17 protein-coding genes are annotated in these 19,572 nt (G+C 73.4%); 13 read left to right on the forward strand and 4 right to left on the reverse strand.

The window, feature by feature from the left end:
- Nucleotides 1-53 precede the first annotated feature (53 nt).
- Nucleotides 54-1,364, forward strand: a complete 1,311-nt coding sequence (locus ACH34R_RS15850) for an MGH1-like glycoside hydrolase domain-containing protein (RefSeq protein ID WP_397562175.1) — start codon at nucleotides 54-56, stop codon at nucleotides 1,362-1,364.
- On the opposite strand, the gene ACH34R_RS15855 is transcribed toward ACH34R_RS15850, so the two are convergent.
- Complete coding sequence (locus ACH34R_RS15855; protein ID WP_397562176.1) at nucleotides 1,316-2,299, reverse strand: NAD(P)-dependent oxidoreductase; 984 nt, start codon at nucleotides 2,297-2,299, stop codon at nucleotides 1,316-1,318. The genes ACH34R_RS15850 and ACH34R_RS15855 overlap by 49 nt on opposite strands.
- Before the next feature lie 18 nt (nucleotides 2,300-2,317).
- Nucleotides 2,318-3,505, reverse strand: a complete 1,188-nt coding sequence (locus ACH34R_RS15860) for an enolase C-terminal domain-like protein (RefSeq protein WP_397562177.1) — start codon at nucleotides 3,503-3,505, stop codon at nucleotides 2,318-2,320.
- Between the two features lie 111 nt (nucleotides 3,506-3,616).
- On the opposite strand from ACH34R_RS15860, the gene ACH34R_RS15865 reads away from it, so the two are divergent.
- The 10 genes from ACH34R_RS15865 to ACH34R_RS15910 are packed head-to-tail and all read left to right on the forward strand — an operon-like array spanning nucleotide 3,617 to nucleotide 14,666.
- Nucleotides 3,617-5,761: a xanthine dehydrogenase family protein molybdopterin-binding subunit gene (locus tag ACH34R_RS15865; RefSeq protein ID WP_397562178.1), complete on the forward strand. Its 2,145-nt coding sequence runs from the start codon at nucleotides 3,617-3,619 to the stop codon at nucleotides 5,759-5,761.
- Nucleotides 5,758-6,183, forward strand: coding sequence for a (2Fe-2S)-binding protein (locus ACH34R_RS15870; protein ID WP_397562179.1), 426 nt, complete (start codon nucleotides 5,758-5,760; stop codon nucleotides 6,181-6,183). The genes ACH34R_RS15865 and ACH34R_RS15870 overlap by 4 nt, the downstream gene beginning before the upstream one ends.
- Nucleotides 6,180-7,025 carry an FAD binding domain-containing protein gene (locus tag ACH34R_RS15875; RefSeq protein WP_397562180.1) on the forward strand — a complete coding sequence of 282 codons (846 nt, stop codon included), beginning with the start codon at nucleotides 6,180-6,182 and terminating at the stop codon, nucleotides 7,023-7,025. Before ACH34R_RS15870 ends, ACH34R_RS15875 begins: the two co-directional genes overlap by 4 nt.
- The gene (locus ACH34R_RS15880) at nucleotides 7,022-7,972 is read left to right on the forward strand and encodes an LLM class flavin-dependent oxidoreductase (protein WP_397562181.1); all 951 of its coding nucleotides are present in this window, start codon (nucleotides 7,022-7,024) and stop codon (nucleotides 7,970-7,972) included. Before ACH34R_RS15875 ends, ACH34R_RS15880 begins: the two co-directional genes overlap by 4 nt.
- Before the next feature lie 2 nt (nucleotides 7,973-7,974).
- The gene (locus ACH34R_RS15885; protein ID WP_397562182.1) at nucleotides 7,975-9,090 is read left to right on the forward strand and encodes an NAD/NADP octopine/nopaline dehydrogenase family protein; all 1,116 of its coding nucleotides are present in this window, start codon (nucleotides 7,975-7,977) and stop codon (nucleotides 9,088-9,090) included.
- Entirely contained in the window at nucleotides 9,087-10,394 is a 1,308-nt protein-coding gene (locus ACH34R_RS15890) for an amidohydrolase family protein (protein ID WP_397562183.1), read from the forward strand. The genes ACH34R_RS15885 and ACH34R_RS15890 overlap by 4 nt, the downstream gene beginning before the upstream one ends.
- Before the next feature lie 17 nt (nucleotides 10,395-10,411).
- Entirely contained in the window at nucleotides 10,412-11,704 is a 1,293-nt protein-coding gene (locus ACH34R_RS15895) for an ABC transporter substrate-binding protein (RefSeq protein WP_397562184.1), read from the forward strand.
- Between the two features lie 9 nt (nucleotides 11,705-11,713).
- On the forward strand, nucleotides 11,714-12,649 hold the full coding sequence (locus tag ACH34R_RS15900; RefSeq protein WP_397562185.1) for a carbohydrate ABC transporter permease: 936 nt from the start codon (nucleotides 11,714-11,716) through the stop codon (nucleotides 12,647-12,649).
- Nucleotides 12,646-13,467 carry a carbohydrate ABC transporter permease gene (locus ACH34R_RS15905; protein ID WP_397562186.1) on the forward strand — a complete coding sequence of 274 codons (822 nt, stop codon included), beginning with the start codon at nucleotides 12,646-12,648 and terminating at the stop codon, nucleotides 13,465-13,467. Before ACH34R_RS15900 ends, ACH34R_RS15905 begins: the two co-directional genes overlap by 4 nt.
- Entirely contained in the window at nucleotides 13,464-14,666 is a 1,203-nt protein-coding gene (locus ACH34R_RS15910; RefSeq protein ID WP_397562187.1) for an amidohydrolase family protein, read from the forward strand. The genes ACH34R_RS15905 and ACH34R_RS15910 overlap by 4 nt, the downstream gene beginning before the upstream one ends.
- On the opposite strand, the gene ACH34R_RS15915 is transcribed toward ACH34R_RS15910, so the two are convergent.
- Nucleotides 14,663-15,319, reverse strand: coding sequence for a YitT family protein (locus tag ACH34R_RS15915; RefSeq protein WP_397562188.1), 657 nt, complete (start codon nucleotides 15,317-15,319; stop codon nucleotides 14,663-14,665). The two genes, ACH34R_RS15910 and ACH34R_RS15915, sit on opposite strands and share 4 nt — an antisense overlap.
- Nucleotides 15,320-15,401: 82 nt before the next feature.
- Nucleotides 15,402-16,637, reverse strand: coding sequence for an MFS transporter (locus ACH34R_RS15920; RefSeq protein WP_397562189.1), 1,236 nt, complete (start codon nucleotides 16,635-16,637; stop codon nucleotides 15,402-15,404).
- A gap of 259 nt (nucleotides 16,638-16,896) precedes the next feature.
- On the opposite strand from ACH34R_RS15920, the gene ACH34R_RS15925 reads away from it, so the two are divergent.
- Complete coding sequence (locus tag ACH34R_RS15925; RefSeq protein WP_397562190.1) at nucleotides 16,897-18,942, forward strand: catalase; 2,046 nt, start codon at nucleotides 16,897-16,899, stop codon at nucleotides 18,940-18,942.
- Between the two features lie 84 nt (nucleotides 18,943-19,026).
- On the forward strand, nucleotides 19,027-19,554 hold the full coding sequence (locus tag ACH34R_RS15930; protein WP_111170174.1) for an NUDIX hydrolase family protein: 528 nt from the start codon (nucleotides 19,027-19,029) through the stop codon (nucleotides 19,552-19,554).
- Nucleotides 19,555-19,572 lie beyond the last annotated feature (18 nt).

Genomic DNA, 19,572 nt, shown 5'->3' on the forward strand with positions numbered 1-19,572 from the left:
GCCCCCGCCGTAACTTTCCCCACGCCTGGTCCGCGCGACACCGACGGCAGACCATGACGGCCGCTCTGGCGGACGCCGCCGCGGCCGTGCTGCGCGGCAACGATCTCGGCCATCTCACCGTCGCCTCCCCCGACCTCTATCCGCATCAGTGGAGCTGGGACACCGCGTTCGTCGCGGTCGGGATCTCCCGGGTCTCGGTGCCGCGGGCCGTCGCGGAGATGACGTCGCTGCTGGCCGCGCAGTGGCCGAGCGGGATGATCCCGCACATCGTGTTCGATCGCCCCTCGGCCTACTTCCCCGGCCCGGAGCGCTGGCGGAGCGAGCTGGCGATCGAGCCGCCGGCATTACGGACATCGGGAATTTGTCAGCCGCCCGTACATAGCCTGGCGCTGGCGTGCATCCTCCAGGAAGGACGCAGGCGCGGCGGGTCCGACCGGCGCACGGCGGAGGACTTCGTGGCCGGCACCCTGCCCGGCTGGCTGGCCTGGCACCGCTGGCTGGCCGCGAGCCGGGACCCCGAGGGCCACGGGCTGGTGGAGATCCACCACAGCTGGGAGTCCGGCATGGACAACTCGCCGCGCTGGGACTTCCCCTACTCCCGGGTGACGCCGGGCGAGATGGAGCCGTTCACGCGTACCGACACCCGGCATGTGGGCGAGGTACGGCAGCGCCCCACCGACGAGGAGTACCGCCGCTACATCTGGCTCGTGGACCAGATGGTGGCCGTCCGCTACGACGAGGAGGCGATCAGGAAGACGATCGATTTCCACGTCGCCGACGTCTTCTTCTCCGCGCTGCTCGCGCTGGCCGCCGAGATCATCGGCGAGCTGGCCGAGGAGTTCGGCCGCCGCGCCGACGCCGCCGAGATGAGCGAGGTGGCCGCCCGGTTCCGCGCCGGGGTCGCCGCGGCCGTGGACCCGGAGACCGGGCTGGCCACCGACCGCGACCTGCGGTCCGGCCGCCTGCTGCACTCCGCCGCGCTGAGCGGATTCGCGCCGCTGATCAGCGGCGCGGAGGCGGACGTCCTGGCCCGCCAGCGGGAACTCCTGCTCGGGCCCGACTGGTGCGGCCACCGGGCGCTGCGGCACGCCGTACCGCCGAGCACGTCGCCGGCGGCGGCGCAGTTCGACCGCAGGCGGTACTGGCGCGGCCCGCAGTGGCCGGTGATGACCTGGCTGTTCAGCTGGGCGGCCCGGCGGCACGGTGACGCCGAGCTGGCCGGGCGGCTCCGCGAGGAGGCCCTGCGCCAGCTCGGCGACCTCAGCTTCGCCGAGTACTACGACCCGCTGTCCGGGCAGGCGCTCGGCAGCCGGGCTCAGTCCTGGACGGCCGCCGCGGCGCTGGACTGGATGGCCTGGTCATGAGCGTTCACGACGTGCAACGGCCGCTCGCCTGCGATGACCCTGCGCAGGTTCTCCCCGACCATGGCGCGCACCCGGGACCTGGCCTGCCAGGTGCCCGCGGCGATGTGCGGGGAGAGGTAGACGTTGCCCAGCCCGCGCAGCGGGGAGTCATCGGGCAGCGGCTCGGGGTCGAAGACGTCCAGCGCGGCGGCCGCCGGCCGGCCCGCGCGCAGTCCCTCGGCCAGCGCGTCGTGGTCGATCAGCCCGCCGCGCGCGGAGTTGACCAGGATCGCGCCCTCGCGCATCGCGGCCAGCTCGGCGCGGCCGATCAGGCCGCGGGTCTGCGCGGTGATCGGCAGGTGCAGGCTGATGACGTCCGCGGTGGCGAGCAGGTCGCCGAAGTCCACCTGCCGCGCCCCCTCGACCTCGCGCGGGGTGCGCGCGGTGAAGACCACGGCCGCGCCGAACCCGCGCAGCCGCGCCGCGACGGCCCCGGCCACCGCGCCCATGCCGACCAGGCCGACGGTCCGCGCCCCCAGCTCCTCGCCGAGCGGGCGGGCGGCCCAGCCGGCGCCGCGCAGGGACGCGTCGGCGGCCAGGCCGCCGCGCAGCACGACGAGCATCGCCATGATCGTCCAGTCCGCGACGGCGGCGGCGTTGTAGCCGGGGGCGTTGGCCACCGGGATGCCCCGCTCGGCGGCCCTGGCGACGTCCACGGTGTCGTAGCCGACCGCGGGCTGCTGGATGAACCGGCAGCGCCGCATGGCGTCGATGGCCGCGGCGTCCAGCACGTAGTGGCGGGCCGCGTCGGCGATCACGATGTCCGCGTCGGCGACCAGCCCGGCCACGTCGGCCTGGCCACCGGTGCGAGGCGCGATCCGGATCTCGGCGTCGCCGCTGCCCGCGAGCCGGCGGACCAGCTCCTCGTCGTAGTCCGACAGGCAGGTGATGATCATGTTTCTCCTCGGCGAAGGTCAGAGCGGGCGTGCGTCGAGCACGCGGTCCTCGGCCAGGCGCATGCCCAGCCCGGGCGTCCCGGGCGCGGCGACACGGCCGTTGACGGGGGCGATCGGATCGGTGAGGAAGTGCTGGTAGAGCGGGCCGAGCCGGGCCAGGTACTCCATCTCGGGGATCACCGCCGGGCTCGCGGCGAAGGTGAGGGCGGCGTTGCACTGCAGGGACTGCCCGTGCGGGATGAACTGCCGTCCGGCCGCCGAGACGAGCGCGGAGATCTTGACCATCTCGCTGATGCCGCCGCCCCAGTGCGGGTCGGCCTGGTAGAGGTCCAGCAGGTCCTCGCGGAGCAGGCGGGCGATGCCCCAGCGGGTGTACTCGTGCTCGCCGCCGCTGATCCGGACCAGGCCGCCGAGGTCGCGGCGGAGTGCGGCGTACCCCGCGGTGTCGTCGGCGGGCAGCGGCTCCTCGATCCAGCGCAGCCGCAGCGGCGCGCACTCGCGGGCGACGTCCACGGTGAACGGGATGTCCCAGGAGCTCCAGGCGTCCAGCATGATGTCCAGGTCCGGACCTCCGGCCTCCCGTACCGTGGCGACCAGCTCGACCACCCGCGCGACCCCCCGGTGTCCGTCTCCCGGACCCCAGCGGGGGAACCACTTGATTCCGCCGAACCCCGCCGCGACCAGCTCACGGGTACGCCGGGCGACGTCCTCGACGGCCAGCGAGTCGCCCAGCGTGGAGACGTACGCGGGCGCCTCCTGGCGAGTGGGGCCGCCGAGCAGCACGTGCGCGGGAACGCCGAAGTACTGCCCGCGGACGTCCCACAGCGCGCAGTCCACCGCCGAGAGGGCGAGCATGCCCGTCCCCGCCCGGCCGTGGATCATCGAGCGGTACCCGAGGTCCCAGATCCGCTCGGCGGCCAGCGGGTCGGCACCGAGCAACTGCGGGCGCAGCACGGTCAAGACGGTGTGCGCCTGCTGCTCGGACAGCACGGCGGTGGTACCGGTGATCCCCTCGTCGGTGTCGACGTGCAGGAAGATCGAGCGGACCTCGACGCCGCCGTCGTCGCGGAGCGGCGGCTGGAGCGGCCCGTCGGCGGCGCGCTCGGGGTAGATGTCGGTGGGGCGCCGCAGCCGCTCGTCCCAGAGCGGGCCGGGCAGGCGCAGCGAGCCGGTGTACTCGACGCAGCGGACGTCGGTGATTCTCATCGTGCAATCCCGCAGATTTGTCAGATAAATGAACGTAACTCCGATGAGGCTGCACCGTATCGTGTACGAAACCCCGTCCGTAACCCGGAACAGGCTCAGGTAGGCCGTTCCGTGCCCGCCGAGCAGGCGCGCGAAATCGTCGTCGGCACCCTTGAATACGTCACCGACCTGCGGTTTCCCGGAATGCTGCACGGCGCGGTGACCCGCTCGGCGATCCCGCACGGCCGGATCGTCGCGATCGACACCACGAAGGCCGCCGCCATGCCGGGCGTGCGGGCCGTGCTCACCGGCGCGGACGTGCCGTGCAACCGGCTCGGCCCGGCCGACGTGGACGGCCCGGTGCTCGCCGACCAGCGGGTACGCCAGGTCGGCGAGGCCATCGCCCTGATCGCCGCCGTGGACGAGGGCACCGCCAGGCGCGCGGCCGAGGCCGTCGTGGTCACCGTGGAGCCGCTGACGGTCGTGGCCGACCCTCGTACCGCCCTGTCGCCGGAGGTCCCGAAACTGCACGAGGGCGGCAACCTGGCCGGGCGGATCGGCTTCGCCTCCGGCGACGTGGAGGCCGCCCTGGCGGCGGCCGACGTCGTGGTCGAGCGCACGGTCGGCACCGGGGCGCAGGAACACGTGGCGATCGAGCCACCGGGCGGCGTCGCCCTGTGGGAGGCGGGCCAGGTGACGATCTGGTGCGGTTCGCAGAACCCCGGCCTGCACCGCCGCAAGGTGGCGCGGGCGCTGAACGTCGAAATCGATGACGTGCGGCTGGTCGCCGGGCCGGTCGGCGGGGCCTTCGGCGCCCGCAACGACGATCCGATGCCGGTCTTTCTGGCCGTGCTCGCCAAGGCCGCGGGCGCGCCCGTGCACATGCGGATGACCCGCGAGGAGGTGATGGCGGCGGGGCCCAAGCGGCACCCGTTCCACACCACGGTGCGCGTCGGGTTCACCAGGGACGGCGACCTCGCCGCGAGCGACATGACCGCGCTCGCCGACACCGGCCCGTACGTCACCTCCGGCCCCAACGTGCTCAAGACCTCCGCCGAGATGTCGGTCGGGCCCTACCGGATGCCGGTCGCCCGCTTCGACGGCCGGGTCGTCTACACCAACAACGCCAACGCCGGGGCCTTTCGCGGGTACGGCGTGCCGCAGGTCGCGTTCGCGCTGGAGACCGCGATCGACGAGGCCGCCGCCCGGCTCGGCATGGACCCGGTGGAACTGCGCATGCGCAACCTGCTGCGCGGCGGCGACCGGCACGGCCTGTACGGGCACGCCGTCACCCCGGGACTGCGCGCGGCCGAGACGCTGGCCGCCGCGGCGGCCGACGACTGGTGGGTCTCCCGCCGGGAATGGCAGCGCGCGGCCCGGGGCCTATGGCGGCGCGGCACCGGGATCGCCATGGCGGTCAAGGGCGTCGGACTGGGCAGCGGGCGGGGCGACGCCGCCCGCGCCCGGCTGATCTGCGACATCAACGGGCACGTCCGGATCTGGGCCGGACCGAACCACACCGGCCAGGCCATCGACGTGGCCTACCGGCAGATCGCCGCCGACGTGCTCGGTATGGACCCCGCCCGGATCACCGTCACGGTCGGGGACAGCCAGCTCGTGCCGGAGTCCGGCGCGACGGCCGCCTCCCGCAGCATGTACGCGGGCGGGTCCGCGGTGGCCGCGGTCTGCGAGCGCTACAAGGCGGCCCTGGCCGAGGCCGGCGGCCCCGCCCGGCTGGTCGAACTCGGCCGGGCCGAGTTCGAGGCCACCTTCCACCTGCCCGACGTGGCCGACCCCGGCCTGATCCCCCCGGAACGGCTCGGCGACCACGCCCCCCACCTGGTCTACGGCTGCTCGGCCCAGGTCGTCCGCCTGGAGGTGCACGAGCTGACCGGCGAGATCCGCGTCGCGGGCGTCGTGTGCGCCGTCGACTGCGGCCGGGCGATCAACCCCGGCGCGGTCATCGGCCAGGCCGAGGGCGGCGTCGCGCAGGGGCTCGGCCTCGCGCTGATGGAGGAGCACCGGCTCGACGGCGGTCGCCCGCTGACCACCAGCCTGGAGAACTACCTCATCCCCACGGCCAGGGACGTCCCCGAGATCCGCACCCTCCTGGTGGAGGGCGACGAGCCCACCGGCCCGATGGGCGCCAAGGGCATGTCCGAGGTGGTCATCGTGCCGACCGGCCCCGCGGTCGCCGCGGCGGTCGCCGACGCGGTCGGCGTACGCCCCGCCCGCCTGCCCATCACCCCGGAACGCCTGCTGGAGGGACTCAGATGAAGGTCAACGGCGTGCCCGTCACGCCCCCCGACCCCGACGCCAGGCTGCTCGACTACCTGCGCGACGACCTCGGCCTGATCGGGGCGAAAGAGGGCTGCGGGATGGGGGAGTGCGGCAGTTGCACGGTGCTCATGGACGGCGTGCCGGTCTGCTCCTGCCTGGTGCTGGTCTGCCAGGCCGAGGACGCCGACGTCACCACCGTGGAGGGGCTGCGGCGCACCGCCCTTCAGGAGGCGTTCGTCACCGGCCAGGCCGTGCAGTGCGGGTTCTGCATCGCCGGCATGGTCGTCTCGGCATCCGCCCTGCTGGCCGAGAACCCCGACCCCACCGACGAGCAGATCCGCGCCGGGCTGGAGGGCAACCTGTGCCGCTGCACCGGCTACGGCGCGATCGTGCGCGCGGTGCGCGAGGCGGCCCGATGAGCCCGCACCCGCGTACCGCAGCCGAGGTGGACCGGCTCGATCCGGCGCGCGCGCTGCTCGCCGGAGGCACCGACCTGCTGGTACGGCGGCGCGCCGGGCACCGGAGCGGCCCCCTGGCCGACGTCTCCCGGCTGCGCGATGCCCCTGCCCCGGTGCGGCGCCTCCCGGACGGCCGGGTCCGGCTGTCCGCGCTCGCCCCCCTCTCGGTCATCGACCGGGAACTGGGCGGGGAACTGCCCGGCCTGCGCGCGGCCATCGCCTGCTTCGCCTCCGGCCAGATCCGCAACCGCGCCACGCTCGGCGGCAACCTGGCCAACGCCTCCCCGGCCGCCGACGGCGTGCCGCCGCTGGTGGCGGCCGAGGCGGTACTGCGGCTGCGCGGGCCCGCGGGCCGCAGGGAGATCCCGGTGACGGAGTTCGCGACCGGACCCGGCCGTACCCGGCTGGCCCCCGGCGAGTGGATCGAGACCATCGACGTGCCGCCGCAGCCCGCCCGCGCGGGCTTCCGGAAGATCGCCGGGCGGCGGGCGCTCGCCATCTCCGTCGTCAGCCTGGCCTGGACCTGGGACCGCGGCCCCGGCGGCGCGCTGACCGGCGTACGGCTGGCCGCCGGCGCGGTGGCCCCCGTGGTCGTCCGCTGCCCCGGCGCGGAGGCCGCGCTGGAAGGCCGTGCCGCCACGCCCGACGTGGTGGCCGCGGCGGTCGCGGCCCTCGGCCACGACATCAGCCCGATCAGCGACCTGCGCGCCTCCGCCGGATACCGGCGGGCCGCGCTGGCCGGAGCGCTCACCGAAGCGCTCACACCGGCGCTCACCGAAGCGCCCGCAAGGAGGAACACGTGAAGACCACAGCCACCGTACGGCTGGATCGCCCGATCACCGAGGCGGCCGAGCTGGCCCGCCGGGCCGAGGATCTCGGCTTCGACGGGGTCTGGGTGGCCGACCACTACTTTCACCGCGACGCGACGGGGGCGCTGGCGCTGATGGCGGCGGCCACCGAGCGGGTCACGCTCGGCACCGCCGTGGTCAGCCCGCTGCTGCGGCACCCGGCGCTGCTGGCCAGCGCCGCCGCCACGATCAACGAGATCAGCGACGGCCGGTTCGTGCTCGGCATCGGCGCGGGCGGGTACGAGTTCGCCGCCGAACTCGGCATCCCGCCGCGCCGCCCGCTCGGCCTGACCGCCGAGGCGGTGCGGATCGTGCGCGAGCTGTACACCGGCCGCGCCGACGTCACCGGCGACACGTTCACCACCCGCGGCGAACTGCGGTTCACCCCCGTCCCCACCCCGGTCTTCCTGGCCGGGCGCGGCCCCAAGATGCTCGCCCTGGCCGGGGAGATCGGCGACGGCGTGATCACGCACGGGCTGTCCGCGCGGCACATCGACTACGTCAAGGAGAAGCTGGGCGGCCCCGGCGCCGCCGTCGTGCTGATGCTCGACGTCGAGGTGGACCGCGACCGGGCGCGCGCCCTGGACGCGCTGCGCCCGCGCTGCATGGCGATGGCCGGCGGCTCCTACGCCGACGAGCTGATCGAGGTGTACGGCCTGGACCCCGCCGAGATCGGCGCGCTGCGCGCGGCGCTGCGCTCGGGCGACCGGGCCGCCGCCGGGCGGCTGGTCACCGACCAGATGGTGGACGCCTTCGGCATCGCCGGGCCGCCAGAACTCCTCAGGGACCGGCTCGCGGAGTTCGCCGCCGCCGGGGTCGACGAGGTGATCCTTTCCGTCGGCGGGGGCGATCTGGACGCCTCCACCGGACATCTGACCGAACTAGCGAAAGCGGTGTTGTGAGAATGAGCCTTCCCGAGTCCGTCGTCGTCCTGGGATCCGGTGCGGGCGCGCTGTCGTGTTCGGTGGAACTGTCCCTGGCCGGGCTCAAGGTCACCCTGGCCGACCTGCCGCGCTTCGCCGACGGGGTGAACGCCGTCGGCGCCGCGGGCGAGATCCGGCTGCGCTGCCCCTGGCACGGTGAGACCGCCGCGCCGGTCGCCGCCACCAGCACCGACCCGGCCGCCGCCATCGACGGCCAGGAGTTGATCGTCGTCTCGGTGCCCGCCTTCGGCCACCAGGCGTGGGCCGACCTGCTGGCCGCCGAGCTGAAGGACGGGCAGTCGGTGCTGTGGGTCGGCGAGGGCGGCGGCGCGCTGACGCTGGCCGCGACGCTGCGCCGCACCGGACGGCGGCCCGCGGTGCACATCGCCGAGACCAACAGCCTGCCCTACGGCGCGCGGGTCCGCGGCCCCGGCCTGATCACCGCCTCCCGCAAGTCCGGCGGCACCCTGGTCGCCGGCCTCCCGGCCGAGAACAACCCGCTGGTCGCCATCGCCTGCCAGGTCTGGCCGTGGATGAGCCCCGCGCAGAACGTGTGGGAGACCACGCTGCTCAACTTCAACGCGATCGACCACGTCCCGCCGATCATCTGCAACCTCGGCGCGATCGAGGGCCGGACCGGGTCGTTCCTGCTGTGGGGCGAGGGGGCCAGCCCCGCCGTCTCGCGCATGATCGAGCGGATCGACGCCGAACTGCTCGCCCTGCGCGGCGCGCTCGGCCTGACCAACACCGACGGCTACGCCGACTACCTGGTCGCCCAGGGGTTCGCGCCGCGCCGGGAACCGACGCTGCACGCCACCCTGCAGTCCTCCAGCTTCGCCGCCAGCACCTTCCCGTGCGGCCCCGACGCGCTCAAGAGCCGGTACCTGACCGAGGACGTGCCGTACGCCCTGGTCCTGATGGCCTCCATCGGCGACGAACTGGACATCCCCACCCCCACCATCGACAGCCTCATCCACCTGGCCTCGGTCGCCGCCGGCACCGACTTCCAGGCCGGCGGGCGCACCCTGGCCGACCTGGACCTCGCCGGCGCCGGCAGGGACGGGCTGCTGACCGCCGCCCGGGAGGGCCGGTGGTGAGCGACCTGCTGATTCGCGGCGGCACGCCGGTCACCGGCTACGCCGACCCCGCCCCGGCCGACCTGCTGGTCAGGGACGGACGGCTGATCGACGGCCCGCCGCTCCCCGGCGCCGAGACCCTGGACGCCACCGGGCTGCTGGTACTGCCCGGCCTGGTCAACACGCACGACCACCTGCGTTCGCTGCTGCCGATGACCCGGCGCGCCGACACCAGCGGCCTGGCGCAGATGATCGAGGCGGGGAAGCTGGCCGGAGCCGCGGCGACCCCGGAGGACTACCGGGCGCTCACCGCGCTCGCGGCGGCCCGGATGGTGCTGTCCGGCGTGACCACGGCGGTGGACCACGTCTACCCGCTGCACCGCCCCGGCATGCTCGCCGCCGTCGCGGCCGGGCACGCCGACGTCGGGCTGCGCGCGCACCTGGCGTACGGGCTGACCGAGGACTACGAGGAGCAGATCCGGCTGGCCGTGGCCGCGGCCGACGACGAGGTACCCGCCGGCCGCCTGTACCTGGCGCCGGTCTCGCTGCGCCAGACCTCGGCCGACGGCTACCGGGCCGCCGCCCGCGCGGCCGAGCGCACCGGCCTGCGCCTTTACACCCACATCGCCGAGACGCGCGAGGAGGTGGACAAGTGCCTGGCCGAGCACGGGGTGCGGCCGGTGGAACTGCTGCACCAGGCGGGGTTCCTGCGCCCGGGCACCGTCCTGGTGCACTGCGTCCACCTGTCGGAGCGTGAGATCGGGCTGCTCGCCGACAACGAGGTGGCGGTCGCCTACTGCCCGTCCAACCACCTGCGCCTGGCCAAGGGGTTCGCCCCCGTGGTCGCGCTGCGGGAGGCGGGCGTACGCGTCGGGCTGGGCATCGACGGCATGGACGACCTGTTCACCGAGATGCGCCAGGCCGTCTACGCGCAGGGACAGGCCGCGGGCCGGCCCGGCGTGCTCGGTTCGGACGCGGCGCTGCGGATGGCGACCGGCGAGGGCACGGCCGCCATCGGCGAGCCGGACGCCGGGCGGCTGCGCGCGGGTGAGCGCGCCGACCTGATCACGCTGCGCCCGGGGACGTCCATGCGCCCGCTGGCCGACCCGGTGCAGTCATGCGTCCACCGCGCCCACGGGCAGCACGTGTCCGACGTGCTGGTGGACGGCGAGTTCGTGGTGAGGGACGGCCGGCTCACCAGAGCCGGCGAAACCGAGCTGGCCGACCGCGCGTGGCGGGTCACGCGCGATCTGGCCGGCCGGACCGGCCGCGAGCACGCGGCCGACTGGCAGTGGGGCCCGGCGGCCCCACAGGAAATGCCTTAACAGGAAAGGCGACAGCCATGAGTCAAACCCCCAACATGCGGATGAGCCGCCGCGGGCTGCTCCGCGCCACCGGCGGCATCGCCGCCACGGCCATGCTGGCCGCGTGTGGCGACGGCGGCGACGGCGGCGGTTCCGGCGGCGGCGCGAAGGGCACGCTGACGCTGTGGGCCTCCACCGCGTTCGCGGGCGACGCCAAGGCGGCGCTGCGGACCGCCGCGCAGGAGTACGGCGGCAAGCAGGGGCTCACCATCAACGTCGAGGGCTTTCCGGCCAACGACCTGGCCAAGAAGATCACCACGGCGCTGGCCGGCGGTGGCGGTCCCGACATCGTCGTGGCCGACGTCTCCTCGATCCCGCAGTTCGCGGCCTCCAAGATGCTGGTGGACGTGACCGCCCGGTTCAAGGCGGCCCAGGGGGAGTTCTTCGCGGGCAACGTGGCCGCGGCCAGCTTCAAGGACGCGGTCTACGCCGTGCCGTACGACACCTCCAACGTGGCGCTGCTGTGGAACAAGAAGCTGTTCCAGCAGGCCGGCATCCAAAGCCCGCCCGGCACCTGGGACGAGCTGCTGGCCTCGGCCAAGGAGCTGACCGGCGGCGGGCGGCACGGGTACATGCTGGGCGCGCAGGGTTATGGATCGTTCCTGTTCTGGCCGTGGCTGTGGCAGAACGGCGGGCGCATCCTGGACGACGCCGGGACCAAGGCGCTCTTCAACGGCCCCGAGGGGCTTGAGGCGTGGAACTTCTACGCCGGCCTGCACCTGACCCACGGCGTGGTCCCACCGACCTTCCTCGGCGTCACCCAGGCCTGGGACCAGTACATCCAGCCCTTCCTCACCGAGAAGGTGGCGATGCTGGCCATCGGCGACTGGGGGCTCGCGCCCATCGCCAAGGGCAACCCCGGCCTGGAGTACGGCGTGGCCTCGCTGCCCAAGGGCAAGGAGAGCGCCACCGTCCTCGGCGGCAACGCGATCGGCATCACCAGCGCCTGCAAGAACGTGGACGCGGCCTGGGGGTTCGTGTCCTGGCTGACCTCGGCCGGCCAGGAGAAGGTGCTGCGGGACGGCTACCAGCGGATCCCGGCGCGCACCGACGTCGGCAACGGCTCGATGGCCGGTCTGGACGAGGCCCATCAGATCTTCATCCAGCAGGCCGCCTCGGCCCGGCCGCGCCCGGCGGTGACCGCGTGGGGCGACATCGAGTGGCAGGTGATGGCCAACGCCTGGGACTCGGTCATCCAGAAGAAGAAGTCACCGCAACAGGCGCTCAACGAAGCCGCGACGGCCGCCACCCAGGCACTGTCGCGGGGATAGAGGCCCTTGATGGCAACGACTCACCTCAAGGAGTCGGCGGCGGCCCCGGCCTCCCGCGTCCCGTCCGCCCCGCGGCGGCGGCGGGGCCGGCGGCCGTGGGCCTACCTGGCCCCCGCCGTGCTCCTGCTGGGCGGCGTACTCGGCTACCCGGTGCTCGACGGGCTGTGGACCAGCTTCAACCACAGCATCCTGACCCAGCCGGGCGCCGACCGGTTCACCGGGCTGTCCAACTACGTGGCCGTGCTGACCGACCCGGTGCTGCTGACCGCGGCCTGGCACACGGTGCTCTGGGGTGTGGCCAACCTGGTGCTCCAGTTGGTGCTCGGGTTCGCGCTCGCCATGCTCATGCACCAGAAACTGGCCGGGCGGGCGTTCTTCCGCAGCGTGGTGATCATCCCGTGGATCGTTCCGTCCGTGGTGGTGGCGCTGGTCTGGCGGTTCCTGCTCGACCCGACGTCCGGGCCGCTGAACCAGCTCCTGCTGAACCTCGGCCTGGTCGACCAGTCGCCGCAGTGGCTGGCGGACGAGTCCACCGCGATGCCGGTGCTCATCCTGCTCAGCACCTGGAAATGGACGCCGCTCGTGGCGGTCATCCTCCTGGCCGGGCTGCAGACCATCCCCAAGGAGCTGCACGAGGCGGCGATGCTGGACGGCGCGGGCGCCCCGCAGCGGCTGCGGTACGTCATCATCCCGGGCATCCGCACGTCGATCGCGCTGGCCGGCCTGCTGACCGTGGGCTACTCGGTCAACAACTTCAACGGCATCTGGATGTTCACCAGGGGCGGACCGGCCGGGGCCACCGAGACCCTGACCACGCTCGCCTACCAGTACGCGTTCACGCAGTTCGACTTCGGGCGGGCGGCAGCGGTGGCGATGATCCTGTTCGCCTTCCTGTTCCTGCTGAGCACTGTCTACTTCTATCTGGTCGAGGGGCGGAAGCGATGAGGGCCTTGGGCAGGCCGCTGGTGTACGCCGGCGCGCTGGTGGCCGTGGTGCTGTTCGCGGGGCCGTTCGTGTTCATGGTCCTGTCCAGCTTCAAACAGCCGCAGGAGCTGAACGGGGTCGTCAACGGGTTCCTGCCGCAGTCGCTTTACACCGGCAACTACGAAAGCCTGTTCGCCACCGGGAACTTCCCGCTCTACTTCGTCAACAGCGCCGTGGTCGCGCTGCTCACCACGGTGCTCGCGCTGATCGTGGCGATCCTGGCGGGGTACGCGCTGGCCCGCTTCCCCTTCACCGGGCGCAGGCTGCTGCTGCTCGCGGTGGTGGCCATGCAGATGTTCCCCGCGGTGCTGATGGCGATCCCGCTGTACAAGATCCTGCGCAACCTGGGCATGCTGGACGCGCGCAGCGGGCTGATCCTGGTCTACGTCACCTTCGCGCTGCCGTTCTGCATCTGGATGATGCGCAACTACTTCGTCACCGTCCCCAAGGAGATCGAGGAGGCCGCGCTCATCGACGGGTGCGGGCACTTCCGGGCGCTGTGGCGGGTACTGCTGCCGCCCGCGCTGCCCGGGGTCACCGCGGCCGGCGCGTTCAGCATCATCCTGGCCTGGGACGAGTTCCTGTACGCCAACACGTTCGTCAACAGCGACGAGAAGCGCACGCTGTCGGTCGGCCTGGACTCCCTGGTCGGTCAGTACACCACCGACTGGGGCCAGCTCCTGGCCGGCGGCGTGCTGATGACGCTGCCGGTGGTGCTGATCTTCGCGTTCCTGCAGCGCTACCTCACCCAGATCGCGGGCGGCGGGGTGAAGGGGTGACGCTGCTGCGCGGCGCGCTGCTGCCCGGCGGGGAGACCGCGGACGTACGGCTGGCGGACGGCCTGGTCGAAGAGGTCGGCCGGCTCACCCCGCGCCCGGGGGAGGCGGCCGGCGACCTTGACGGATGGCTGCTGCTCGGCGCGTTCGCCGAACCGCACGTCCACCTGGACAAGGCGTTCACCGCGGACCGGGCGGCCAACGCCACGGGCGACCTCGCCGGGGCGATGCTGGGCTACGCGGGCGTGGCCGCCGCGCCCGACCCCGCCGGCATCCGCGACCGGGCGCGGTCGGCGCTGCGGCTGTTCCTGGCCGCGGGGACCACCGCCGTGCGCTGCCAGACGGGCTGCGGGCCGCTTTCCGGGGTGAGCGCGGTGCGGGCGATGGCCGCGCTGCGCGAGGAGGTCGCCGCCGTCATCGACCTGCAGATCGTGGCGCACGCCGCCGTACCGCCGGGCGGGCCGTCCGCGCACCGCGAACTGCTGTGCGCGGCCGTGGCCGAGGGCGCCGACCTGATCGGCGGCAACCCGTTCAGCGAGGCCGACCCGCGCGCCGCGCTGGAGACCTGCTTCGAGGTCGCCGCCGAGCTGGGATGCGGGCTCGACCTGCACGTGGACGAGACCACCGGCACCACAGGGCTGACCCTGCCGGACGTCGCCCGGCTGGCCGCCGCCCACCCCTTCCCGGTCACCGCGGCGCACTGCGTGGCGCTGGGCGCGCTGCCCGGGCCGGCGGCGCTGGACGTGGCCGCCCAGACCGGCGCGGCCGGCGTCGGCGTGGTCACCCTGCCCGCGACCAACCTCTACCTCCAGGGCCGAAAGGACGGCCGGCGCGGGCTGACCGCGATCGGCGCGCTGCGCGAGCACGGCGTCACCGTCGCCGCGGGCGCGGACAACGTCCAGGACCCGTTCAACCCGACCGGCCGCTGCGATCCGCTGGAGACCGCCTCGCTGCTGGTCACCGCGGGACACCAGGAGGTGCCGGAGGCCGCCGCCATGGTCGGCCCGAACGCCCGCGCGCTGCTCGGGCTGCCGCCCGCCGGTCCCGAACCGGGCGCGGTGGCCGACCTGGTCGCGGTACGCGCGGGCTCGCTCGGCGACGCCCTGGCCCGCGCGCCCGCCGACCGTATCGTGTGGCGGCGCGGACGCGTGGTGGCCAGGACGATCGCCCGCACCGAGTTCGCCGCGGGCATCGACCTCTAGGCCCCGGCGGCCTCGGGGGCGGCCCGGTCCCGATATCCGCAAAGCCGCATCCCGGCCTGCACCAGCGGGCCGATGGCCAGGGTGAACACGATCGTGCCGAGCCCGGCGGAGCCGCCGAGGGCGATCCCGAGGGCGAGGATCGTGACCTCGATCAGGAACCTGGTCAGGCGGATGGAGATGCCGAACCTGCGGTTGACGCCGGTCATCAGGCCCTCACGCGGCCCGGCCCCCAGCCGGGGCGCGAGGTACATGCCCTGGCCGAGCGCGAACAGGGCGACCCCGCCGGTCATCAGCGCGCCGCGCGACCACCACTGCGTGGCGGGCCCGGTGACGGTCAGCAGCCGGTCGATGACGATCCCGGCGACGAACACGTTGAGCACCGTGCCCACGCCCGGCCGCTCGCGCAGCGGCCACCAGGGCAGTAGCGCGGCGATCCCCACCAGGATGACGACCAGGCCGAAGCCGAGGCCGGTCCGGGCGGCCAGCCCCTGGTGCAGTACGTCCCACGGGCCGAGACCCAGCTCGGCCCGGATCAGCATGGTGATCGCGACGCCGTTCAGCGTCAGCCCGGCCACCACCATCGAAAGGCGCACCACCAGGTGCCGCTCCGCCGCGTCCCTGACGACGACCCGGCGCCACGGAACGCGGCCCATGTGCTCCCCCCACCATCGCCTCACAGGGGGGAGTTCCACGTTCCCACGGCCCTTCCCCGCGACGGAACCCGCCGCGCCGGGGTCAGTGGTCGGCGGCGGGCGCCGGGACGGCGTCCTTGGCCGGGTGGGCGGTGGGCAGGATGGCGCGGATGCCGGGGCCGCCCGCCACGGCGACGACGATGGCGAACACCGCGGGGATCACCAGGGCGGCGGGCAGTGAGAAGGACTCCGCGACGAAGCCCAGCGCGGCGGGCCCGGCCAGCAGGCCCGTGTAGCCGAAGGCGGTGACCAGGGCCAGGGCGCGGCCCACCGAGTCGCCGGAGGCGCCGACCGCGCTGAAGATCACCGGGATCACCGTGGCCAGCCCGACGCCGGCCAGCCCCCAGCCGGTCCACGCGCATGCCACCGACAGTCCCGCCGGGACCGCGCCCGCGGCCAGCACGAGCGCATAACCGCAGGCGGCGAGGATGCCGGCCAGCCGGATCGTGCGCGCCGCGCCGAGCCTGGCGCGCAGCGGGTCGCCGAGCAGCCGCACGGTGGTCATCGCCACCGAGAAGATCGTGTACGCCAGCGGCGCGAGCGCCGGATCGGCGTCGAGCACCCAGCGGGCGTGCAGGGCCGCCCAGTCCATCGCCGCGCCCTCCGACAGGTGCCCGGCGAACGCCACCACGCCGAGCACGGCGACGATCCCCCACCGGGTCGTACCGGAGAGCAGCGTCGCCTGGGCCGCGCGCGGGGGTTCGACCGCCGGGCCGAGCAGCCGGGCGCACGGCAGGTAGGCGAACGGGACCACGACGGCCGCCGCGATGAGCAGGACCTGCCCGTCGAGGCCCGCCTGCAGCCCGGCCGCCGTCATCGCCCCGCCCGCCGCGCCGCCGAGGCTCCACACGCCGTGGAACGCCGAGACGATCGGCCGCCCGTACCGCCGCTCGACCTCCACCGAGTGGGAGTTGATCGCCACCTCCGCGGTACCGAGGCCGATGCCGAAGACCACCGCGAGCACCGCGAGCCACAGGAAGCCGGGGGCCAGGGCCGGGCCGATCACCAGGACGGCGGACAGCGGCCCGGTGAACCAGGCCACCCTCCTGCTGGAGTACCTGTCCACCAGCGGCCCGGCGAGCAGCATGGCGGCCAGCGCGCCCGCGGCGACCAGCAGCAGCACGGTGCCCAGCCGGGCGGGGCCGAGGTCGAGTCGCTCGTTGAGCGCGGGCAGTCCGGCCGACCACATGCCCACGGTGATACCGAGTAGGAAGAAGTAGCCGAAGACGCCCATGCGGGCGCGCACGGTGGCCCGATCAGGACGGGGGAGTTTGTGCACCACTAGAGCTTAATAAGTGGTCTGACCACAAAAAACCTGTTTTCATCGCGACCGATGTGGGCAGAGGGGGCGGCGGACCTGATCTCCCGGGTGCCGCGCGGCCGGCGTGGCGGGCGGGCGGCCGGGCCCGGACATGGCCGCCGCGGATGATCGCCATACCGCTGACCTGCACTTGCGCTTCCCGTTCCAGTGGTGGTGGGTATGGACCGCGGTGGCCCCCGAAACGGATGAATTCCACTCAATCCTCTGGGGGGACCCTGTGGCCGGTGAAAGTGACGACAAGCAGCGGCAACTGGACGATTACCGAATCGACTCCCACGACACGCGAATGACCACGGACCAGGGCGTCCGGATCGATGACACCGACAATTCCCTGTCGGCGGGCGAGCGCGGGCCGACCCTGCTGGAGGACTTCCACTTCCGGGAGAAGGTCACCAGGTTCGACCACGAGCGGATCCCCGAGCGCGTGGTCCACGCCCGCGGCGCGGGCGCCTACGGCAAGTTCCGGGCGTACGACGACTCGCTGGCGGAGTACACGGTGGCGCAGTTCCTGTGCGACCCGTCGCTGGTCACGCCCACCTTCGTGCGGTTCTCCACGGTCGCGGGCTCGCGCGGCTCGGCGGACACCGTGCGGGACGTGCGCGGCTTCGCCACCAAGTTCTACACCCACCAGGGCAACTACGACCTGGTCGGCAACAACATGCCGGTGTTCTTCATCCAGGACGGGATCAAGTTCCCCGACTTCGTCCACGCGGTCAAGCCGGAGCCGCACAACGAGATCCCGCAGGCCCAGTCGGCGCACGACACGTTCTGGGACTTCGTGCAACTCCAGCCGGAGAGCCTGCACATGATCATGTGGCTGATGTCGGACCGGGCGATCCCGCGCAGCTTCCGCATGATGCAGGGCTTCGGCGTGCACACCTTCCGGCTGGTCAACGCCGAGGGGCGGGGCACGTTCGTGAAGTTCCACTGGAAGCCGGTGCTCGGTACCCACTCGCTGGTGTGGGACGAGGTGCTGCGCGTCCAGGGCAACGACCCCGACTTCAACCGGCGTGACCTGTGGGAGGCGATCGAGCGCGGCGCGTACCCGGAGTACGAGCTCGGCGTGCAGCTCGTGCCGGAGGCCGACGAGCACAAGTTCGACTTCGACCTGCTCGACGCCACCAAGATCATTCCTGAGGAGGAGGTCCCGGTACGGCCGGTCGGCAAGATGGTCCTCGACCGCAACCCCGAGAACTTCTTCGCCGAGACCGAGCAGGTCGCCTTCCACACCGCCAACATCGTGCCCGGCATCGACTTCACCAACGACCCCCTGCTCCAGGGCCGCAACTTCTCCTACCTGGACACCCAGCTCATCCGGCTGGCCGGGCCGAACTTCCCGCAGATCCCGGTCAACCGCCCGATCGCGCCGGTGCACAACGACCAGCGGGACGGCTACCACCAGCACATGATCCACCAGAGCCGGACCAGCTACTCGGTCAACTCGATCAGCGGCGGCTGCCCGATCACCGCGGCCAAGAGCGGGGAGTGGGACGGGGTCTTCCGGCACTACCAGGAGCGGGTGGACGGCAACAAGATCCGCAAGCGCAGCCCCAGCTTCGAGGACCACTACAGCCAGGCCACGCTGTTCTGGAACAGCATGTCGCACTGGGAGAAGCAGCACATCGTGGCGGCCTTCCTGTTCGAGCTGGGCCACGTGGAGCGGCGGTACATCAAGGAGAAGGTCCTCGCCCACCTGATCCACATCGACCAGGTGCTGGCCAGGGACGTCGCTGCGGGGCTGGGGCTGGAGGTGCCACCGGGCGGCACCGCCAACCACGGCAAGATGTCGCCCGCGCTGAGCCAGGCGAACGCGCCGCGCGACTCGATCGCCACCCGCAAGATCGCCGTCCTGGTCTCCGGCGACACCGCCGCGAGCGAGGTGGAACCGGTCCGCGGCGCGCTCACCGGCCAGGGCGCGATCTGCGAGATCCTGGCCCCGCACGAGGGGACGGTGGCCGGGCTGACCGCGGACCGGCAGCTCACCACGGCCTCTTCGGTGCTGTACGACGCGGTGCTGCTCGCCGACGGCGGGGGACTGGCCGCGAACGCGTACGCGGTGCACTTCGTGCGCGAGGCGTTCAAGCACGGCAAGGCCGTCGCCGCGCTTCCCGGCGGGCGCGCCCTGCTGGAGGCGGCGGCGCTGCCCCCCGGCCCGGGGGTGGTGGGGCCGGACACGACCGGCGGAGCGTTCGAGCAGGAGTTCATCGCGGCCATCGCCGCCCACAGGCACTTCGACCGGGACATCTCCGGCGTCCCCGCCTGAGGCGTCCCCGCAACACCGGCACGCGGGTCTCGCCGGTGACCGGTGCGGGAGCGGCCGGGCAAGTACGATTGCCTGGTGACCGAAATGACCGAAACCGTGCCCGGCTGGCTCGCTCCCGGCGAACTGGAGTCGATCCGCGGGCGGATGCCGATCCTCTACGTCGACGCCGTCCCCGTGCGGCTCGACGACTGCGGTGTGGTGACCCGCGTCGGCCTGCTGCTGCGCATCGGATCGGACGGGACGGTCAGCCGTGCCCTGGTGTCCGGGCGGGTGCTGCTGCACGAGCGGGTGCGCGACGCGCTCATGCGCCACCTGGAGAAGGATCTCGGCCCGGTGGCGCTGCCTCAGGTGCCGCCCTCGCCGCAGCCGTTCACCATCGCCGAGTACTTCCCGACGGCGGGGGTCTCTCCGTACCACGACCCCCGCCAGCACGCCGTGTCCCTGGCCTACATCGTTCCCGTCGCGGGCGACTGCCGCCCCCGCCAGGACGCGCTCGACCTCATCTGGTTCACCCCGGAGGAGGCGGCATCCCCGGTGGTGCAGCAGGAGATGACCGGCGGGCAGGGCGTACTGCTCAAGCAGGCGCTCGCGCACGTCGGCCGGCTGCCGTGAGGTAGCGCGCAGGGGTCC

Origin of the sequence: Spongiactinospora sp. 9N601 (genome assembly GCF_044326295.1) — a bacterium.
Lineage (GTDB): Bacteria > Actinomycetota > Actinomycetes > Streptosporangiales > Streptosporangiaceae > Spongiactinospora > Spongiactinospora gelatinilytica.